17 protein-coding genes and 2 pseudogenes are annotated in these 16,483 nt (G+C 62.2%); 8 read left to right on the top strand and 11 right to left on the bottom strand.

Going from position 1 to position 16,483, the window contains the following annotated elements:
* Positions 1–157 precede the first annotated feature (157 nt).
* Positions 158–1,639: a flavin-containing monooxygenase gene (locus ABH922_RS19530; RefSeq protein ID WP_424808484.1), complete on the bottom strand. Its 1,482-nt coding sequence runs from the start codon at positions 1,637–1,639 to the stop codon at positions 158–160.
* A 112-nt stretch (positions 1,640–1,751) separates the two neighbouring features.
* On the opposite strand from ABH922_RS19530, the gene ABH922_RS19525 reads away from it, so the two are divergent.
* Complete coding sequence (locus ABH922_RS19525) at positions 1,752–2,756, top strand: serine/threonine protein phosphatase (RefSeq protein ID WP_424808483.1); 1,005 nt, start codon at positions 1,752–1,754, stop codon at positions 2,754–2,756.
* Positions 2,757–2,812: 56 nt separating this feature from the next.
* On the opposite strand, the gene ABH922_RS19520 is transcribed toward ABH922_RS19525, so the two are convergent.
* The 5 genes and pseudogenes from ABH922_RS19520 to ABH922_RS19500 all read right to left on the bottom strand — a co-directional run.
* Positions 2,813–3,901: a GGDEF domain-containing protein gene (locus ABH922_RS19520; protein WP_424808482.1), complete on the bottom strand. Its 1,089-nt coding sequence runs from the start codon at positions 3,899–3,901 to the stop codon at positions 2,813–2,815.
* Positions 3,902–4,262: 361 nt separating this feature from the next.
* On the bottom strand, positions 4,263–4,388 hold the full coding sequence (locus ABH922_RS19515) for a hypothetical protein (RefSeq protein WP_424808481.1): 126 nt from the start codon (positions 4,386–4,388) through the stop codon (positions 4,263–4,265).
* A 54-nt stretch (positions 4,389–4,442) separates the two neighbouring features.
* Complete coding sequence (locus ABH922_RS19510; RefSeq protein WP_424808480.1) at positions 4,443–5,522, bottom strand: alpha/beta fold hydrolase; 1,080 nt, start codon at positions 5,520–5,522, stop codon at positions 4,443–4,445.
* Positions 5,523–5,673: 151 nt separating this feature from the next.
* A complete protein-coding gene (locus tag ABH922_RS19505) occupies positions 5,674–6,303 on the bottom strand; it encodes a superoxide dismutase (protein ID WP_424808479.1) in 630 nt (209 codons plus the stop codon).
* A 149-nt stretch (positions 6,304–6,452) separates the two neighbouring features.
* Positions 6,453–6,765, bottom strand: a pseudogene (locus ABH922_RS19500) (LLM class flavin-dependent oxidoreductase); the annotation flags it as partial.
* Positions 6,766–6,972: 207 nt separating this feature from the next.
* Between ABH922_RS19500 and ABH922_RS19495 the strand changes: the two are divergent.
* From ABH922_RS19495 to ABH922_RS19480, 4 genes are all read left to right on the top strand, one after another.
* Positions 6,973–7,830: an ABC transporter permease gene (locus ABH922_RS19495; RefSeq protein WP_424808478.1), complete on the top strand. Its 858-nt coding sequence runs from the start codon at positions 6,973–6,975 to the stop codon at positions 7,828–7,830.
* Positions 7,827–8,888: a glycine betaine ABC transporter substrate-binding protein gene (locus tag ABH922_RS19490; RefSeq protein WP_424808477.1), complete on the top strand. Its 1,062-nt coding sequence runs from the start codon at positions 7,827–7,829 to the stop codon at positions 8,886–8,888. Before ABH922_RS19495 ends, ABH922_RS19490 begins: the two co-directional genes overlap by 4 nt.
* Complete coding sequence (locus tag ABH922_RS19485; protein ID WP_424808476.1) at positions 8,872–9,693, top strand: ABC transporter ATP-binding protein; 822 nt, start codon at positions 8,872–8,874, stop codon at positions 9,691–9,693. Before ABH922_RS19490 ends, ABH922_RS19485 begins: the two co-directional genes overlap by 17 nt.
* A gap of 83 nt (positions 9,694–9,776) precedes the next feature.
* Positions 9,777–10,004 (top strand): hypothetical protein, encoded by a 228-nt coding sequence (locus ABH922_RS19480; protein ID WP_424808475.1) that lies wholly within the window; start codon positions 9,777–9,779, stop codon positions 10,002–10,004.
* A 36-nt stretch (positions 10,005–10,040) separates the two neighbouring features.
* On the opposite strand, the gene ABH922_RS19475 is transcribed toward ABH922_RS19480, so the two are convergent.
* The 5 genes and pseudogenes from ABH922_RS19475 to ABH922_RS19455 all read right to left on the bottom strand — a co-directional run bounded on the left by ABH922_RS19475 (position 10,041) and on the right by ABH922_RS19455 (position 14,279).
* Positions 10,041–10,229, bottom strand: a complete 189-nt coding sequence (locus ABH922_RS19475) for a helix-turn-helix transcriptional regulator (protein WP_424808474.1) — start codon at positions 10,227–10,229, stop codon at positions 10,041–10,043.
* Entirely contained in the window at positions 10,229–10,624 is a 396-nt protein-coding gene (locus ABH922_RS19470; RefSeq protein WP_424808473.1) for a hypothetical protein, read from the bottom strand. The genes ABH922_RS19475 and ABH922_RS19470 overlap by 1 nt, the downstream gene beginning before the upstream one ends.
* 273 nt (positions 10,625–10,897) lie before the next feature.
* Positions 10,898–11,698: pseudogene (locus ABH922_RS19465) on the bottom strand (SDR family oxidoreductase).
* A 71-nt stretch (positions 11,699–11,769) separates the two neighbouring features.
* Positions 11,770–13,284 (bottom strand): flavin-containing monooxygenase, encoded by a 1,515-nt coding sequence (locus ABH922_RS19460; RefSeq protein WP_424808472.1) that lies wholly within the window; start codon positions 13,282–13,284, stop codon positions 11,770–11,772.
* A complete protein-coding gene (locus tag ABH922_RS19455; protein ID WP_424808471.1) occupies positions 13,281–14,279 on the bottom strand; it encodes a patatin-like phospholipase family protein in 999 nt (332 codons plus the stop codon). The genes ABH922_RS19460 and ABH922_RS19455 overlap by 4 nt, the downstream gene beginning before the upstream one ends.
* Before the next feature lie 127 nt (positions 14,280–14,406).
* Here ABH922_RS19455 and ABH922_RS19450 point away from each other — a divergent pair, with 127 nt between their 5' ends.
* From ABH922_RS19450 to ABH922_RS19440, 3 genes are read left to right on the top strand one after another with little or no spacing between them, the layout of a single operon-like run.
* On the top strand, positions 14,407–15,033 hold the full coding sequence (locus ABH922_RS19450; protein ID WP_424808470.1) for a TetR/AcrR family transcriptional regulator: 627 nt from the start codon (positions 14,407–14,409) through the stop codon (positions 15,031–15,033).
* Positions 15,034–15,038: 5 nt separating this feature from the next.
* Entirely contained in the window at positions 15,039–15,803 is a 765-nt protein-coding gene (locus tag ABH922_RS19445) for an MBL fold metallo-hydrolase (protein ID WP_424808469.1), read from the top strand.
* Positions 15,800–16,471: an alpha/beta family hydrolase gene (locus ABH922_RS19440; RefSeq protein ID WP_424808468.1), complete on the top strand. Its 672-nt coding sequence runs from the start codon at positions 15,800–15,802 to the stop codon at positions 16,469–16,471. The genes ABH922_RS19445 and ABH922_RS19440 overlap by 4 nt, the downstream gene beginning before the upstream one ends.
* Positions 16,472–16,483: the final 12 nt, after the last annotated feature.

Below are 16,483 nucleotides of genomic sequence, written 5' to 3'. Positions count from 1 at the left end.
CGAAATGGCCGGCCTCGTGGTGGAAGCGTCAACCATCGTCGTCCTGGGGGCCTTGGTTGCGGCCGTTACCGGATCATTGCTCTGCTTGACGATCGGTGTGCTCGGAGGCGCTGTTCGAGTTTTCTGCCCGCTGGTGCGGCACGCCGGTGCAAAACGGTCATTTACCGCTCGGTACCGAGGCTCCGTGGCCGACTGACGTCGAGAACCTCATGTGATCGTTCAGGCTTCCCATGGAGGTCCAGGCGCGATCGAGAACGTAGTTCTGCCGCATCGTCCACGGAGATTTGGATCCTTGCTTCGGGAACGCCTCCACTGCGCGTTGGACGTACCCCGATGCAAGATCCAGGATCGGGAGTCGATCCATGTCTTCGGTCACCTGCGGCACGCACGTCACATAGCCGTTCTTATCCATTTCCGCCAAGAGGCGGCAGACGTAGAGCGATGTCAGATCTGCTCTCAGCGTCCAGGACGCATTGGTGTAACCGACGCACATCGCAAAATTCGGGACACCACTGACCATCATCGCTTTGTAGACGAACCGGTCGCCGAGGGTCACGGGTTCGCTGTCCACCTCGATCGACATGCCACCACACGCCAGCATCGTCAAGCCGGTCGCGGTGACCACGATGTCCGCCTCGAGCTTTTTGCCGGACCGTAGTGTTATCCCGGCTTCGGTGAACGTCTCGATGTGGTCGGTTTCGACCGAGGCCCTACCTGACCGCAGCGCCCTGAACAGGTCCCCGTCCGGAACGACACACAGCCGCTGATCCCAGGGGTCGTATGTCGGAAGGAAGTGGGGGTCCACGGGAACACCGGGCGGGAGTTGGCGTGCAACCAACGACCTCAGAAGCCGTTTTGCGCGGGTCGGACTTCGTCGGCACAACTGGAAGAACGCCTGCTGCGCCAGCACGGACTTCCAGCGGGAGGCACTGTGCGCCAGCCTCTTCGGGAGTGCGGCGCGAACAGCGTCGGCGATTCGATCGCGAGACGGGAGCGACATGATGTAAGTGGGGGAGCGTTGCAACATGGTGACGTGTTCTGCGGTGCGAGACATATTGGGCACCAAGGTGACTGCGGTGGCTCCGCTACCGATGACCACCACCTTCTTGCCGGCGTGGTCCAGGTCCTCCGGCCATGTCTGCGGATGCACTACGATTCCGGTAAAGCGCTCCAGACCAGGGAATTTCGGCGTATACCCGGCGTCGTAGTCGTAGTATCCGCTGCACAGGTACAAGAAAGTGCATGTCAGTGTTTCGATTTCGCCGTCGGTCGGTGAGATGGTGATCGTCCACCGCCCAGCTTCCGACGACCACGAGGCAGCTGTGACCTTCCGGTCGAACCGGATTCGCTCGTCGATGCGGTTCTCGCGGGCGGTGTCGCGGACGTACTGCAGGATCGAATCGCCGTCGGCGATGGCCTTCTCGCCGGTCCACGGCCGGAACGGGTAGCCGAGGGTGAACATGTCGGAGTCGGACCGGATGCCAGGGTAGCGAAACAGATCCCATGTTCCGCCGATGGCAGACCTGGCCTCGACGATTGCGTAGGACTTGTCGGGAAGTTTCGTCTGCAGCCGATACGCGGCACCGATACCGGACAACCCAGCTCCGACGATCAGGACGTCGAGGTGTTCGTCGGTCATCGGTACTGACTCCATTCTGAAGAGGGCTCCGCCCGGTGTGCGCCCTTTTCGGTAGGCCCGACTACCGAAAAGGGCGCACAGGCGGTTGGGCCCAGCGTGCCACAATTGTGCGATGACAGTCGGCCGAACTTCCCTCCACTACCGGCTTTCGGCAGCGTTGGCATCCCGTAGCGATGTCGAGCTCGATCAGCTCGTGGGCGTCGGGAGAGTAGTGAACATCGGTGTCGGTGGCGAGGCGGTGCTTGTCGAGATCGACGGCGAGAGCGTGTTCGTCAAGCGGATACCACTGACCGATCGGGAGCTCGACAATCCGGGTTCCACCGCCAATCTGTTCGACCTTCCCACACACTGCCAGTACGGAATCGGTGGACCGAGCTTCAATGCGTGGCGAGAGTTGGCCGCGAACACCATCGTCACCGACGCAGTTCTGGCCGGCCGGACACGGTCTTTTCCGGTGCTGTACCACTGGAGGGTGCTGCCTGGCCGCTCGGCAATAGCCGCCGAACACGCCGATATCGAATCGGTGGTCACCGCGCACGGCGGCAGCCCGGCTGTCCGCGCTCGTCTCGAAGCACTGGCCGCCGCAACGTGCAGTCTCGTGCTGTTCTTCGAATACATTCCGCACTCGGTGGTCGATTGGCTGCGTGAGGGTCCGGCAGGCAAGGCCACCTGGGTGGAACATCAGTTCGCGGATGTCGTGACATTTCTCGAGGACAGGGAATTGCTGCACATGGACGGGCATTTCGGGAACATGCGTACCGATGGACACCAGATCTACCTCTGCGATTTCGGGCTGGCCACATCACCGCGTTTCGAGTTGTCGGCCGCCGAGCGTACCTTCGCCAACCGGCACGCCACCCATGACGCCGACTATGCCGCGATGCTCCTGGTCGACTGGTTGGTCACCGCGGTCGGTGGAGTGCCGTCGCCGACGAGCGGCGGCCCCACCGCTCGCAACGAGTATGTACGTCGTTGCGCCGGCGGCGTCATTGCGGACGACATACCACCGGAAGTCGCCGAGATCTTGGCCAGGCATGCACCCGTCGCGGCGCGGATGAACGCCTTCTACTGGAGGCTGTTCGACGGTGACGTCGAGGCAGAGTACACCCGAGTATGAGAGCGTGACTGCCGACTCGGCCGTACTGATGGACAGGTGATCCGTCGGCACACCCCTCACAGCGTGGTGTGGTGGTTCGAGGTTCTGTGATGTTTGCTGACAAGAAGTCGACCACCGCTTCGTTTGGCCTGGTACATTGCCGAATCCGCGTTGCGCAGCAGTGAGTCGAGGCTGAAGTGGCGATCGGTGCTCGACTCGCACACGACGCCGATACTGGTAGTGACCACTGCGCCGTCGGTCTTGTTGAGCAGAAGAGTTGCACATCGATCGACGAAACTGTCTACGTCACTGGCATTCTCGCGATACGCGATGACCACGAATTCGTCCCCGCCGGTTCGTGCGGCAATGTCGCCGGATCGGATCATGCCGAGCAGTTGTCCGGCGACGAGTTGCAGAGCCCGGTCACCCACGTCGTGGCCGTGTCCGTCGTTGAGCTGTTTGAACCGGTCGACGTCGATTGCCGCGACGACAACCAGAATCGGACCTTCGAACGATGCCGGCTTGGAGGCGTCGGCGGCGGCGTACATGCCCCGCCTGTTCAGCAGGCCGGTCAACGGGTCACGAGATGCCAAGCGCGCCGTTCTCTTGATGGATCGTCGACCGGCCTCGATGACGGTTTGAATGACGATCGGCAACACCACGACAGATGACAGTGCCGGAGCGTAGTAGATGTAAAGATCGAGAAGAGTGGCCTGGTCGGCGAATACTGCCCACAGGGTGAATCCGACGATAGCCGTCGTCGCCAGTGCGCAGTGCAGCGCCAGGACGCGCCAGCCGAGCAGGAACGCAGCGAACACTCCGATGAGCCCCATGTGGGTGGTGGCGGACAGCCTCGCTTGCGGAGCCGACGTCAGTGCCGCCGCCGCGATCACGCTCACGTCTGCCCACACCACGAAGGCGATCGCGCTGCGATGACCAGGCCACGGCCGCACCTGCCACCACACGCCGACCACCACTGCGGATGCCAGGATCGTGCCGTGAATGATTCTGACTTCCAGTCCTTGGGGGCCTAAGGGATGAAACTGGACGATCGTCCCCAAGACGGCCATGGACACGCACAGCACGCAGATCGCGCTCTTGAGAACCCCCAGATACCCGGTAGTGCGCAGTGCCCCGGTCGTGAATTCGAATTCACGTTTTCCCATGTTCCCGAGACCGAACTCGCTCACCATGGTCGAGTGGCGGCGGTCGAGCGGACACCGGCCGTCTGGAGCGACCCTCTCACGATGATGTCCGCCGATTCGGGTCGGTATCGATCACGGTGTCGCCGAGTGGGTCCGCGAGGCCGTTGTGGTTGATGCGAAGCTCTCGTGTCGTCGACATGATGCCATGCCCCTATCGCCCTTTCCGTCGGAACTAACTCGGGGTGCGCGCACTGGCTATCACGAACAACCACGGAAATAGAAGATATCCGACATATTGGCGGGGCGAGAAGACATCGTCGGATTCGTTCACCGCTGCGACAATGTGTAGAAACGACAAGCGCGGGTCCACGGAAATCCGCCGTCATCCGAGTCGGATCTGTCCCCCGATGTCCAACGACGCAACCGCTGCAGCTACCGGAACCCAGACCGTGACCCCTGTCATCGCACCGCCGAGACCACTCGTCGCTGCGGCATGGGAGTCGGGCATCTCGATACCGACCGACACGTTCGTCGTGACAAACAGGTAGCCGATCGAAGCGAGTTACGCGGTCGAGGCCGTGCGTACTTCGATTCCTTCGAGGAATTCGTCGATGAAAGCCCAGGTGGACCCGGCGGCGGTCGGTCCGGCGACCAGTCCGAGGTGGCTTCCCGGCGCTGTTTCGAACCGGACGGACGGCGACCCGGTCAGGACGGTGGTAATTGCTCGAACTGCGGCAATCGGTGCGATGACGTCGGAGGTGCCACCGATGGCGAGTACTGGAACTTTCAGATCTGCGAGCGAAACTTTTCTGCCTGCCAACTCGATACGGTCGTGGAAGAGGTTGTTACCCAACATGAGTTGTTCGCAGATCTGCCGAAATGCCTTGCCCGGATATCCGGGCATCTCGGCCATGAACCTGTCGATGGCTTCCATCCGGGCGAGGATTTCGGTGTTCTGCAGGTTCCGGACGACGAACCACGGTTTGAGTAACTCCCGTTGCAATGCCGTCACCCGGTAGCTCGCCTTGACCAAAGGTGACGGCAGTCCGCCCACCAGATCGGTGAGAGTGGTCAGCGGTGTGGCTCCCGTGTACTTTCCGATCAGCCGCAGCGGGCTTATCGCGCCGATCTTGCGATAGTCGATCGGCGTACCGATCGCGGTGACGGAAGCCAGGGGAAGGTCCGGGTGTGCCGCTCCGGTCAGTAGTGACATCGTTCCGCCGAGGCTCCAGCCGATCACCGCTACGTCGTCACCGTCGTGGAGTTCGGAGATTCGGCGAATTGCCTCCGGAAGAATGCCGTCGACCCAGTCTTCGAAACCGAGATCCCGATCGGCGTATCGCATGGCTCCGTAGTCCAGGAGGTAGGTCGAGAACCTGCCGTCGGCCAGATGTGCTGCCAAGCTTTGACCTCGGCGAAGGTCGTAGCAGTGTGCCGAGACGGCGAGCGGCGGTACCAGCAGAACCGGGCGCTGCTTCGGCGCCCAGCGGGCGCCGAATTTGTACAGATCGCGGTGCGGGCCGCTCTCGACGAGATACGACGTGGCGTGGTCCGGCTTTTCGACGCCCCCACCGAGGGTCAGGCCCCAGGCATTGCGCGCAGCATGTCGCCAGCGCCGACTTGTTTCACCGAGATCTGCCACTGTCGCCCCTCCGATCGACGTGTCGACCGAAATGACGGCGACCACGCTGCATGTTACCCGACTTCACAGGAACTTGTCCTCGGGGGAAGCTATTACTCAGGCCCGACTCGGTACCGGTGTCATGAGTACCGAACCGGGCTCAAGCGTGGGGTCAGGCCGGAACAATCAGCCCACGAGCTGCGGAACGTGCATCGGTGTAGCGCTGCGAGACATCGGCCCAGTTGACCACGTTCCAGTACGCGGCAACGTAGTCCACCTTGACGTTCTTGTACTGGAGATAGAAGGCGTGCTCCCACATGTCGAGCATGAGGATCGGGATCAGGCCGATGCTGATATTTCCTTGCTGGTCGGTGAGCTGCTCGATGACCAGTCGCTGTCCGATCGTGTCGAATGCCAGGACTGCCCAACCGGAACCCTGCAAAGTGGTTGCGACCGCGGAGAAGTGAGTGACGAACGCGTCGTATGAGCCGAAGTGCTCGTCGAGTGCGGCTGCCAGTTCGCCTTCGGGCCGCTGCCCGGCGGCGGGTGCGAGGTTCTTCCAGAATATCGAGTGATTGGTATGCCCGCCCAGGTGGAACGCGAGGTTCTTGCTCAGCAGCGGTGCCTTGGTGGAGATCGAGCCGTCCTCGCGAGCGGAAGCAAGTTGTTCTATCGCACTGTTGGCACCGGCTACGTAGGTGGCGTGATGCTTGCTGTGATGCAATTCCATGATCTCGCCCGAGATATGGGGTTCGAGAGCTGCGTAGTCGTAGTCGAGTTCTGGCAGAACGTATTCGGTCATCGTGGAGGAGCCTTCCGTGTGCGGTTGATGCACGTTTCATGCGAACCCGACCCTAGGATCTCGAGTGCACTCGAGGTCAAGAAGTGGTGACCTCGGTCACCGGTCGAGTGTGGCCGCGAGTCGCTCGATGTAGCCGAGAACCTCTCGGGGAGACTTTCGCGGTATTCGCGCAGTGCGGTGCGCCGCGTGTTCGGCGAAACCATCGTGATCGGCGAGTTCTTCGGCATTCCACCCGAATCCGACTCCGAACACCACACGGCCGTCGGAGAGGTGCTCGAGCGACATGATGGTCTTCGCGGGGGCGATCGGATCGTGTTCGAGCGGTCCGGCTGCCGACGCTCCGAGACGAATGCTGGTGGTCACCGAGGCTGCGATTGCGAGCGCGACCCAGGGGTCGAGCGTTCTCGGACATCGATCGGTGGGATCGGTGGGTATTTCCCCTCCGCTTGCGGTAAATGGGTGGAACATGCATTAATTTGCCTCATGCCTACGACGCCACTGACTCGACGCATCGCCGTCGACCTGTGCCGTCTCGGCGCCAACTGCTGTTGCCGTTGATCCTTCCGACTCTCCGTTCGAAAGAACGTGGCGCCCGTCAGTGTGCGCTCGCACCGTCGCATCTGCCTTGTCCGCATGCGCAGGTGACCATCCGTCGAGGAAGAGATGGCAATGTCGACACTTGTCGAAGCAGTCGAGGATCCGCCGGTCCAGGAGACCGACCGCAGTCCACGTAGAACCTGGAAATCCGGCCTGACCACTGTGGGTCTGCCGGTGCTCTCGGTGATCGTGTTCGGTGCGTTGTGGCAGCTGGCCGCGGTCAGTGGCACCTGGAGCGAAACCTTCGTGCCCTACCCGAGCACGGTGTGGAATGCGTTCGTCAACACCATGACCACCCACGACGGAGTGCGCGGCTACCAGGGGTACCTGTTGTGGGAACACCTGTACATGACCTTGCGCCGAGTGCTGGTGGGTGTGGTGATCGGTGTGGGACTCGGTGTTCTGCTCGGGCTGGCCATGGGATCGGTGAAGTGGGTTCGCAGCCTCCTCGAGCCCTGGCTCACATTTCTACGGGCCTTGCCACCGCTGGCCTATTTCTTCCTGCTGGTGATCTGGCTGGGCATCGACGAGGCCCCGAAGATCACGCTCTTGGCGTTGGCTGCGCTTCCGCCGACCGCGGTGGCCACCACGGCCGCTGTGGTTGCGGCACCACTGAGCCTGATCGAGGCGGCGCGGGCACTGGGGGCATCGAGAGCTCAGGTGATCCGTGACGTGGTGATTCCTTCGGCGTTACCGGAAACGTTCACCGGGATTCGGCTGTCGGTCGGAATGGCGTATTCGGCAGTGGTCGCTGCCGAGCTGTTCAACGGAATTCCCGGTATCGGCGGGATGGTCAAGGACGCAAGTAACTACAACAACACCCCAGTGGTTCTGGTGGGCATATTCGCCATCGGTTTCTCCGGGCTGATCATCGACGGACTATTGCGTGTCGCCGAGCGTCGCGCCGTTCCCTGGAGGGGAAAAGTATGACCGACAAGAAGAAGCGGAGCGCCGATGTGGCATCCAAATCCGCGCTGGCAATTCTCGCCGGGGTTCTCGCGTTGGTACTCGGTGCCTGCTCGGTCGATCACTCCGGCCAGGATTCGTCGAAGCCGACCATACGCATTGCTTACCAGTCCTTCCCGAGCGGTGATCTGGTGGTGAAGAACAACAAGTGGCTCGAGGACGCGCTTCCCGACTACAACGTGAAGTGGACCAAGTTCGATTCCGGTGCCGATATCAACACCGCCTTCATCGCCGGTGAGATCGACTTCGGCGCAATCGGATCCAGTCCTGTCGCCCGCGGATTGTCTGCACCACTGAACATTCCGTATCAGGTTGCCTTTGTTCTCGATGTGGCCGGCGACAACGAAGCTCTCGTAGCGCGTAACGACACCGGCATCAAGACGGTTGCGGATCTGCGCGGCAAGAAGATCGGTACCGCTTTCGCCTCCACAGCCCACTACAGCCTCTTGGCCGCACTGAATCAGGCCGGACTCGGCGCTCAGGACGTTCAACTGGTGGACCTACAGCCGCAAGCCTCTCTCGCCGCGTGGCAGCGTGGTGACATCGACGCCGTCTACACCTGGTTGCCTACCCTGGACGAACTTCGTAAGGACGGAACGCAACTGATCAGCAGTCGTGAGCTCGCAACTGCAGGAAAACCGACATTGGACCTCGGCGTGGTCGCCACGAAGTTCGCCGGTGATCATCCGGACGTCGTCGACATCTGGCGGCAAAATCAGTCACGTGCACTCGAGACCATCGAAACCGACCCTGACGCTGCCGCGAAAGCCGTTGCCGCTGAACTGAGCACCACCACGGACGATGCTGCGTCTCAGCTCCGGCAAGGCGTATTCCTCACCCCGGCTCAGATCAGTTCACCGGAATGGTTGGGAACGGAAGGCGCTCCGGGCAACTTGGCGGTCAACCTGCACAGCGCGGCACAGTTTCTGGCCGAGCAGAAGCAGATCGATGCGGCACCGGATCTGAATACATTCCAGAATGCTCTCTATCTGAGAGGTCTTCCCGATGTCCTTGCCGGCTGAGACCAGGACGGACTCGGACAGCGTGCGGTCCGAGAGCCGAGGCACTATTCACATCGGCGGTGTCTCGCACCGATACGGGCACGGCCGTGACGCGGTGACCGCACTTGGACCGGTCTCACTGGACGTGGACCCAGGTGAGTTCCTGGTCCTTGTCGGAGCGTCGGGGTGTGGAAAGAGCACGCTGCTCCGACTCATCGCGGGCTTCGAATCTCCGTCCAGCGGGGCAGTGCAGGTATCGGGGGCAGACCCGGTTCCGGGAGCCAGCGCCGGCGTCGTGTTCCAGCAGCCACGACTCTTTCCGTGGAAGTCGGTGGGCGGCAACATCGACTTGGCTCTGAAGTACGCGGGCGTCGCGAAATCCGATCGTGCGCAGCGACGGGATGCCTTGTTGCATCGTGTCGGGTTGGAAGGAACCGCAGATCGACGTATCTGGGAAATCTCCGGTGGTCAGCAACAACGGGTCGCCATCGCCCGCGCTCTTGCCGCGGAAACGTCGTTGCTCCTGCTGGATGAACCGTTTGCCGCATTGGATGCACTGACGCGGGAACGATTGCAGGAAGACCTTCGTCAAGTCAGTGAAGAATCGGGTAGAACCAGCGTGTTCGTCACACACAGTGCGGAGGAGGCGGCGTTTCTCGGCTCCCGAGTAGTGGTCCTCACCAGTAGGCCGGGGAAGGTCGCACTCGATCTGAAGATCGACCTGCCCCGTACCGGAGTTGCCCCGGACGAACTCCGCGGATCCCCCGAATATGCGGCCATTCGTGCCGAAGTGGGGCTGGCGGTGAAGTCGGCTGCCGCAGCATAGGGGACCTGCGCGCGAGCGGCAACACCTCGACCTCGATACTGTGACAAGGAGAACGTGCAGTACGAGAGCGACGAGGAGTGGTGATGGCGACTGAGGTGGAGTCCGGTGACCTCGTGCAGGCGGCAGGGCATGCGGGTCCGTGGACGGTGATCGAAGTACGTCAGGGCATGGCTCTGCTCGAACACGCGGACGGGCACAAGTTGTCGCGTCGAACAACCACCTTGACCGTGGTCCGCAAGAACTCGGGCAACAAAGCGGCTGCGGTGGAAAGTGATTCGGAGGAGGGTGCATCGCCGACTCTGTTCGACTGAGCTGTTGTGCGGCTGAGTTGCCGTATGGCCGGGAACTCAGCCCGAGAAAACGTCGTCGACTCGCTTGCCGAAATACTCGGCGATTCGGAACGCCAGTGAGAGCCGTGGGTCGAAGTGGCCCTTCTCGATCGAGACGACAGTTTGTCGGGTGATGCCCAGCGCGTCGGCGCAGGCCTGCTGCGACAGTCCGGCTGCCGTTCGGAGTTCGTGCAGATTGTTGTGCATCAGCGGTGTGCTCGTGTGGCAGCGAAATATCGAATTCCGAAGTCGGCCATGCCGAGTGCGAGGAATGCAGGTAGCGGGACCTCGGGCGCGCCGAATACGTAGTGTGCGGTCAGGGCGATGCCCATGGCGCAGATCAGGTCGCTGAACGCCCCCAACCCGGCTTTGCGACTCCATTCCGTCTCGACGGTGTCTTCGGGGTGAGTCGGAGGTGCGTTTTTCTCGGACGTGAAGAACGCCCATGCCGCTCCGATGCAGACTGGAGCGGTCATCACCGCGAAGACGACGAACGTGAGGACTTTGCGATCGTCGGTCGCCAAGAATGCGAAGAAGCCGAGCGTCAGCGCCACTGCGACGCCGATAGTGACGACGGTGCTCCACCTGGTAGTCCGTGTCATGACCATATCCGCCTATGTAAGAGTTCTTTGACATTCGAAGGTTGGAGTGTGCAATCGCGTATGCCAAAGAACTCTTATCACAGATCGTCGAAGGGTGCTGCGTAGATGAAGGTTCCGGTCTGGCCGGCAGGTACTCGGACGAGGCGAAGAGTCGACGTGTCAGTTCTGTCTCGACCGGGACCTGGCCTGGCGGTTTCTGTTCTGCGAATGCGCGATCGAGAAGGGAGTACACCGCTTCTCGATCGGACGGGGTTTCACGGCGCGGAGACAAAACTACCTGCTCGGCGCGTGCTCGCCGCTTTCCGCCTGGCGAGCTACCCGCTGCGTGTATTCGGCGCGCTCTGCCGGATCGACCGCAGTCAGGGCGCGGCGGTCGCCGACGGACCGTCGTCCCACGTTGATCAGCCATTCGGGGACCACGGCATCGACGAGATCCCAGACGGCGAGGTATCGCGGAACGGCGGTTTCGGCGCTGCGATGACGGAGCGTGCCCACCCCTGCTTCGGCGACGACTTCCGGTTCGACGGTCGGCATTCCCTTACCCGACGGAACCCCGGACGAGAGTCCGGTGCGCACTGCGCTCGGCAGGATCGTGCTGACGCGGATTCCCGAATCCGCGAATTCCACTCGTGCCGATGCCGAGAGGCCGTCTGCCCCGAACTTGCCGGCGTTGTACACGGCCATCCCGGGCACCGGGAGTTAACCGGCCATCGACGCGATGTTGACGACATGGCCTCGACACCGCTGGCCATTCCCGGTAGTACGGCGCGCATTCCGTGGATCGGCCCCAGACGTAGACGTCGAGGGTGACGCGGCCGGTGGCATCGGATTCGTCGAGGAAGCCGCCCAGCGGCATCACTGCGGCGTTGTCGACCAAAATGTCGATACGGCCGAATTCGTCGATCACCTTGCCGACAAAGCCGTCCCACGATTCTCGTACGGTGACGTCGAGGGTGTATCCGCGCGCTCGTCCACGATGGTCGCGGCGGCATCGGCGGCGGTACCGGAGTCCAGATCGCCGATGCAGACGATTGCGCCGTGGGAGGCGAACAGTTCGGCGGTGGCGCGGCCGATGCCGCGTCCGCCTCAGGAGACGACGACCACCGCGCCGAGTTCGATGTTCGGGTATGTGGTTCCGAACAGGCTCATACCGAGTACTCCTCGTTCAGTGCCGCAGCAGGTGAGGTGGCGTGTGATCGGCCCGTATGGTTGTAGGCGTTCGGATCGAAGTCGTGAAGCCGTCGCCGCATGGCGTCCGACGACCACGGCCAGTTGAAGCTGTTTCGGCCGTTGACGTCGAAGAAATAGCTTTCGCAACCGCCTGCGTTGTAAACGGTGGTGGCGAGTGCATCCTGAACGTGGGCGTTGAACGCGGCCTGTACCTCAGGGCGTACGTCGAAAGTATCCCACTCTCGAGCGCGTGCATGCGAAATCGCCTGCGCCATGTAGTCCAACTGTGCTTCCAAGATCATGAATGCCGAGGTGTGGCCGGTGCCCAGGCTTGGACCGAGCAGGATGAACGCATTGGGGAAGCCGGTGACTGTCGATCCGTAGTACGCCCGCGGACTGCCCTTCCAGTGATCGTCGAGTGAGCGTCCGTCGCCGTCGAAGACCTTGTCGGCGATAGGCATGTCGAGGATGTGGAATCCAGTCCCGAAAATGATGGCGTCCACTTCGGCTTCGACACCGTCGGCACCGATTACGGTGTTGCCGCGTAGGGCACTGACGGCATTGGTATGGACGCTCACATTGGGGCGGCTGAGGGCGGGATAGTAGGTGTTGGACATCAGCAGGCGCTTGCATCCGAGGGTGTAGTTCGGTGTCAAGGCCTTGCGGAGTTTCCGATCGCGTACCTGTAGGCGAAGTTGAGCCGATCCCAATTTCTGGACGATCCGAAGTATCCACGGATTGCGAAAGCCCAGGCCCAGGCTTTCCATCATTCCGTATTCGAGGCTGCGCAAGGTCTTCTGGGCGCCGGGGATCAAGCGCATGATCGACCGTTCGATCCGGGGAACGTAGTGATCCGGTTTGGGGAGTACCCATTGCGCAGTTCGCTGGTACAGGTGCAGTGATGAAACCTGCGAGACTATCTTGGGAACGAATTGCACGGCGGATGCGCCGGTGCCCACCACCGCAACCCGTTTTCCGCGCAGGTCGTAGTCGTGATTCCACTGCGACGAATGGAACACTTCGCCGGTGAAGGTATCCAACCCCGGAAGGTCCGGAGTCAACGGCTCGCTCCACGGCCCTGCGGCAGCGATCAGGAATCGGGCTGTGATGTCGCCGTCGGATGTTTCGATCTGCCACCGAGATCGAGCCGCGTCCCACCGTGCATTGGTCATCTCGACGCCGAAGCGCACATGTCGATCCACGTCGTGCTTGCCTGCGGTGGATTCGATGTACTCACGGATCTCCGGCTGCTCGGCGAAGGCCCGCGACCAATCTGGGTTCGCGGCAAAGGAATACGAGTACAGGGCGGACGGGACGTCGCATGCGCAACCGGGGTAGGTATTGGCCCGCCAGGTGCCACCGAGAGAATCTGCCCTCTCGAGAATCACGAAGTTCCGGACGCCGATTCGCTTCAGGTGAATGGCAGCCCCGATGCCGGAGATTCCGGCTCCGACGACGACCGCTTCGAAATGTGTGCTGTTCTCGTTCACAGGCTTACCGCTTTCGACGGTTGCAGCGGATTGACCGCCAACTCTTGTGCCACGGACGCTCTGGTGGTGCGTAGCGAGGATTCGAACGTGGCCAGACGGCGTCGGCCGTCCATGAAATTGGCGCCCATCACCGCCAGATCGTCGTCGGTGGCGTCGATCCGCAACACCGTGGTTCCGGCCGCACGAACCAGTTCGATCTCGTGATCGAGCTGAGCCGACATGGTGTTCCGTAGCGCGGCGCGTTCGATTCGTGCCGCACCACGGGGCTTTCGAAGATTTCGAGATGCCATAGGTGCCAAGACGATCAACTCGTCAAGCTGGAGTGGAAGCAGTAAGTCGACGGAAGCGGTGGACGCGGCGCCGCCGTCGACGTATCTCGTACCGCCGATGGTCACTGGCGGGAACCATCCGGGGATGGCCCACGATGCGCGAAGCGCTTGGCTGACAGTCGCTTTCGGAGACTCTTGGGCTCCGAAAGCGACCCTCTCGCCGGTCCGGTAGTCCATGGACACCATCCATGCGTTCGGATGCGGGAGCCATGTATCGCCCGCTGACATGGATTCCGCGAGTTCGGCCAGCCAGGACGGATCGCCGCCACCGCGGGGTGCGAGGCCGCTCATTCGACTCAGAATCGGAAGGTCACTCCTGATGGCCAGGCGCGGGTTTCCGATTCGGGGGCGCGAGAGTGGCGGCGTGCGGCCGGGTCCGGATTCGAGGTGTCGGAGGAGGTCGGGGCGAACTGTTGAATCGCCGAGTTGCATCGCGATCAACTCGTCGACGCCGACGCCGCTGCCGAGCATCGTCACGAGTTCGGCGCCGGCCGAGGTGCCGATCATTGCTGTTGCTTCGCGCGGATCCCAGTTCAACGCGTCTCGGACCGATGCGAGTGCGGCGACCGTCCATGCGAAACCGAGAGTGCCTCCGCACCCGATGGCCAATCCGCGTCTGGCCTGCCGACCCGGCGGCACCGTGTTGTCGGTCACAGTTCGATTCATATTTCGGAGACTATCAGTATTTGAATAACATGAGTACTCGGAATTGTGCGACCGAGTCCGGAGTCGGCCCATTGTCGGTATTCGACTACCGTGGGAATCCCGAAACCGATCACTGGGAGAAATATCGATGGCCAGATTGAGCAGGCAGGAAGCGCAGGCGCTGACCCGCGAGAATCTTCTCGAGACGGCCGTCGAGCATTTCCTCGAATGCGGGTATGCCGCCGCGTCGCTCGATCAGATAGCAGAGGACGCCGGATATTCGAAAGGCGCGGTGTACTCGAATTTCAAGAACAAGGACCAGTTGTGTGACGAGGTGCTCGGGCGGATCAGAATGTCGAAGGTCGGTGAGATCGCCGGCCACTTGACCTCCGGGACCAGCCTGGATGCTGCGCTCGTCGACTTCGAGCACTGGGCGGAGCGGACCATCGGCGACAAACGCTGGACGCTGTTGGAAGTGGAGTTTTCGGTCCGAGCGCGTCACAGTGACGAGATCAAGGACAAGATCGCATCCGGTGCGGATCACGCGCGCGCTCTGATCGCCACCGTCCTGCGCCACCTGGCCACCGCCAGTGGTGTGACGCTGGACATGGACCCGGACGCGGCCGCTCTGCGCATTCTGAGTGTCGGCGTCGGTCTCGGGCTGCAACGCGCGATCGATCCGGAACTGCCCGTCGGTCCGTTGGTCGACACGGTCCGGGAGATCCTTCAGGTCGACGTTCCACGAGCGAGTTCGACGGTCGGTGGCGCACACTGAGGTCCATGACCAACGCGGACCTGTCCATCACACAGATCGAGAACACTTACCTGATTCGCTGTGGCCACGCGAATTGGGTGCTGGTGGAAGAAGGATCGGAACTCACTCTCATCGACGGCGGCTATCCGCACAACGGAGCCGACGTCGAGCGCTCGATCGAGCAGATCGGTCGCAGACTCGAAGACGTCCGCGCCGTGCTGGTGACGCATGCGCACGTCGATCACATCGGTGGGATCGCGAACATTCTGACCCGCCATCAGGTTCCGGTCCTGATGGATCCGCTCGAAGTGGCACACGCCAAGCGGGAGTACCTGCACCAACTGTCTCCGGTCAAGGTTCCGCTGTTGTTGTGGCGCAGGGGAGCTCCGCGATGGTTGTTCGACGTGATCCGGGCCGGCGCCCTCGACGGTGCGGAACTTCCCCAGGCGCAGGGCTTTACCGATGGTGCGGCGTTGGATGTTCCCGGCCGAATCGTCCCCGTCCCCACGCACGGACACACGGACGGGCACAGTGCCTATCTGATCCCGAATGCCGGGGTGATCGCATCAGGAGATGCTCTGGTCACCGGGCATGCGACGTCGAGCCTGGCCGGACCACAATTTCTGGTGTGCCCCTTCAATCACGACCGTGCGGCCACCGACACGGCCTTGGACAACATCTCGGCCGCGCCCGCCGACGTACTTCTGCCCGGGCACGGACCCGTGTACCGGGGCCCCATGACGACGGCCGTCGAGCAGGCTCGTGCGGGGCGAACGAGTATGCGACCGTGACAACCGTCGAAACAGTCGACAGCGGCGAGTTGCGCGGCTTTCTGCACCGACCGACGGCCTCGCCCGTCGCCACTCTCGCATTGACGCACGGTGCCGGAAGTGACTGCGACACAGTTCTGTTGCGTGCGGTGGCCGAAGGGTTCGCGGACGCCGGAATTCAGGTTCTCCGATTCGATCTCGCGTTCCGGGTGCGCAAGCCGAAAGGTCCGCCGCACCCTTCTCGTGCCGGTGAGGATCGGGCCGGCATCGCGGATGTGGTCGCGATGCTGTGTGAGGACTATCCGACGCCGGGTCCGGTGCTGCTCGGGGGCCACTCGTACGGAGGCCGTCAGGCGTCGATGGCGGCAGCGGCGAACCCCTCGCTCGCCGACGGTCTGCTTCTGCTCTCGTATCCGCTGCACCCGCCGAAGAAACCCGAGAAGCTCCGTACCGAACATCTACCGGAACTGAACACCCCTACCGCCGTCGTACACGGGTCGAAGGACGAATTTGCCACCACCGACGAGATGGCCGCTGCGCTGGCGCTCGTACCTGCGACAACACGACTCGTGGAATTCGACGGAGCCAGGCACGATCTGTCCGTGACCAGGTTCCCGGTGGTGGAGAAGACGGTTGCCGCAGTGCTCGAACTCTTCGAACTCCGAGGGTCGTTTGCCCGAACACGGTGATTCCTGGTGAGA

The organism is Rhodococcus sp. 27YEA15, assembly GCF_049739425.1.
Classification (GTDB): Bacteria; Actinomycetota; Actinomycetes; order Mycobacteriales; family Mycobacteriaceae; genus Rhodococcus_F.
This window is presented reverse-complemented; position numbering and strand designations above follow the sequence as displayed.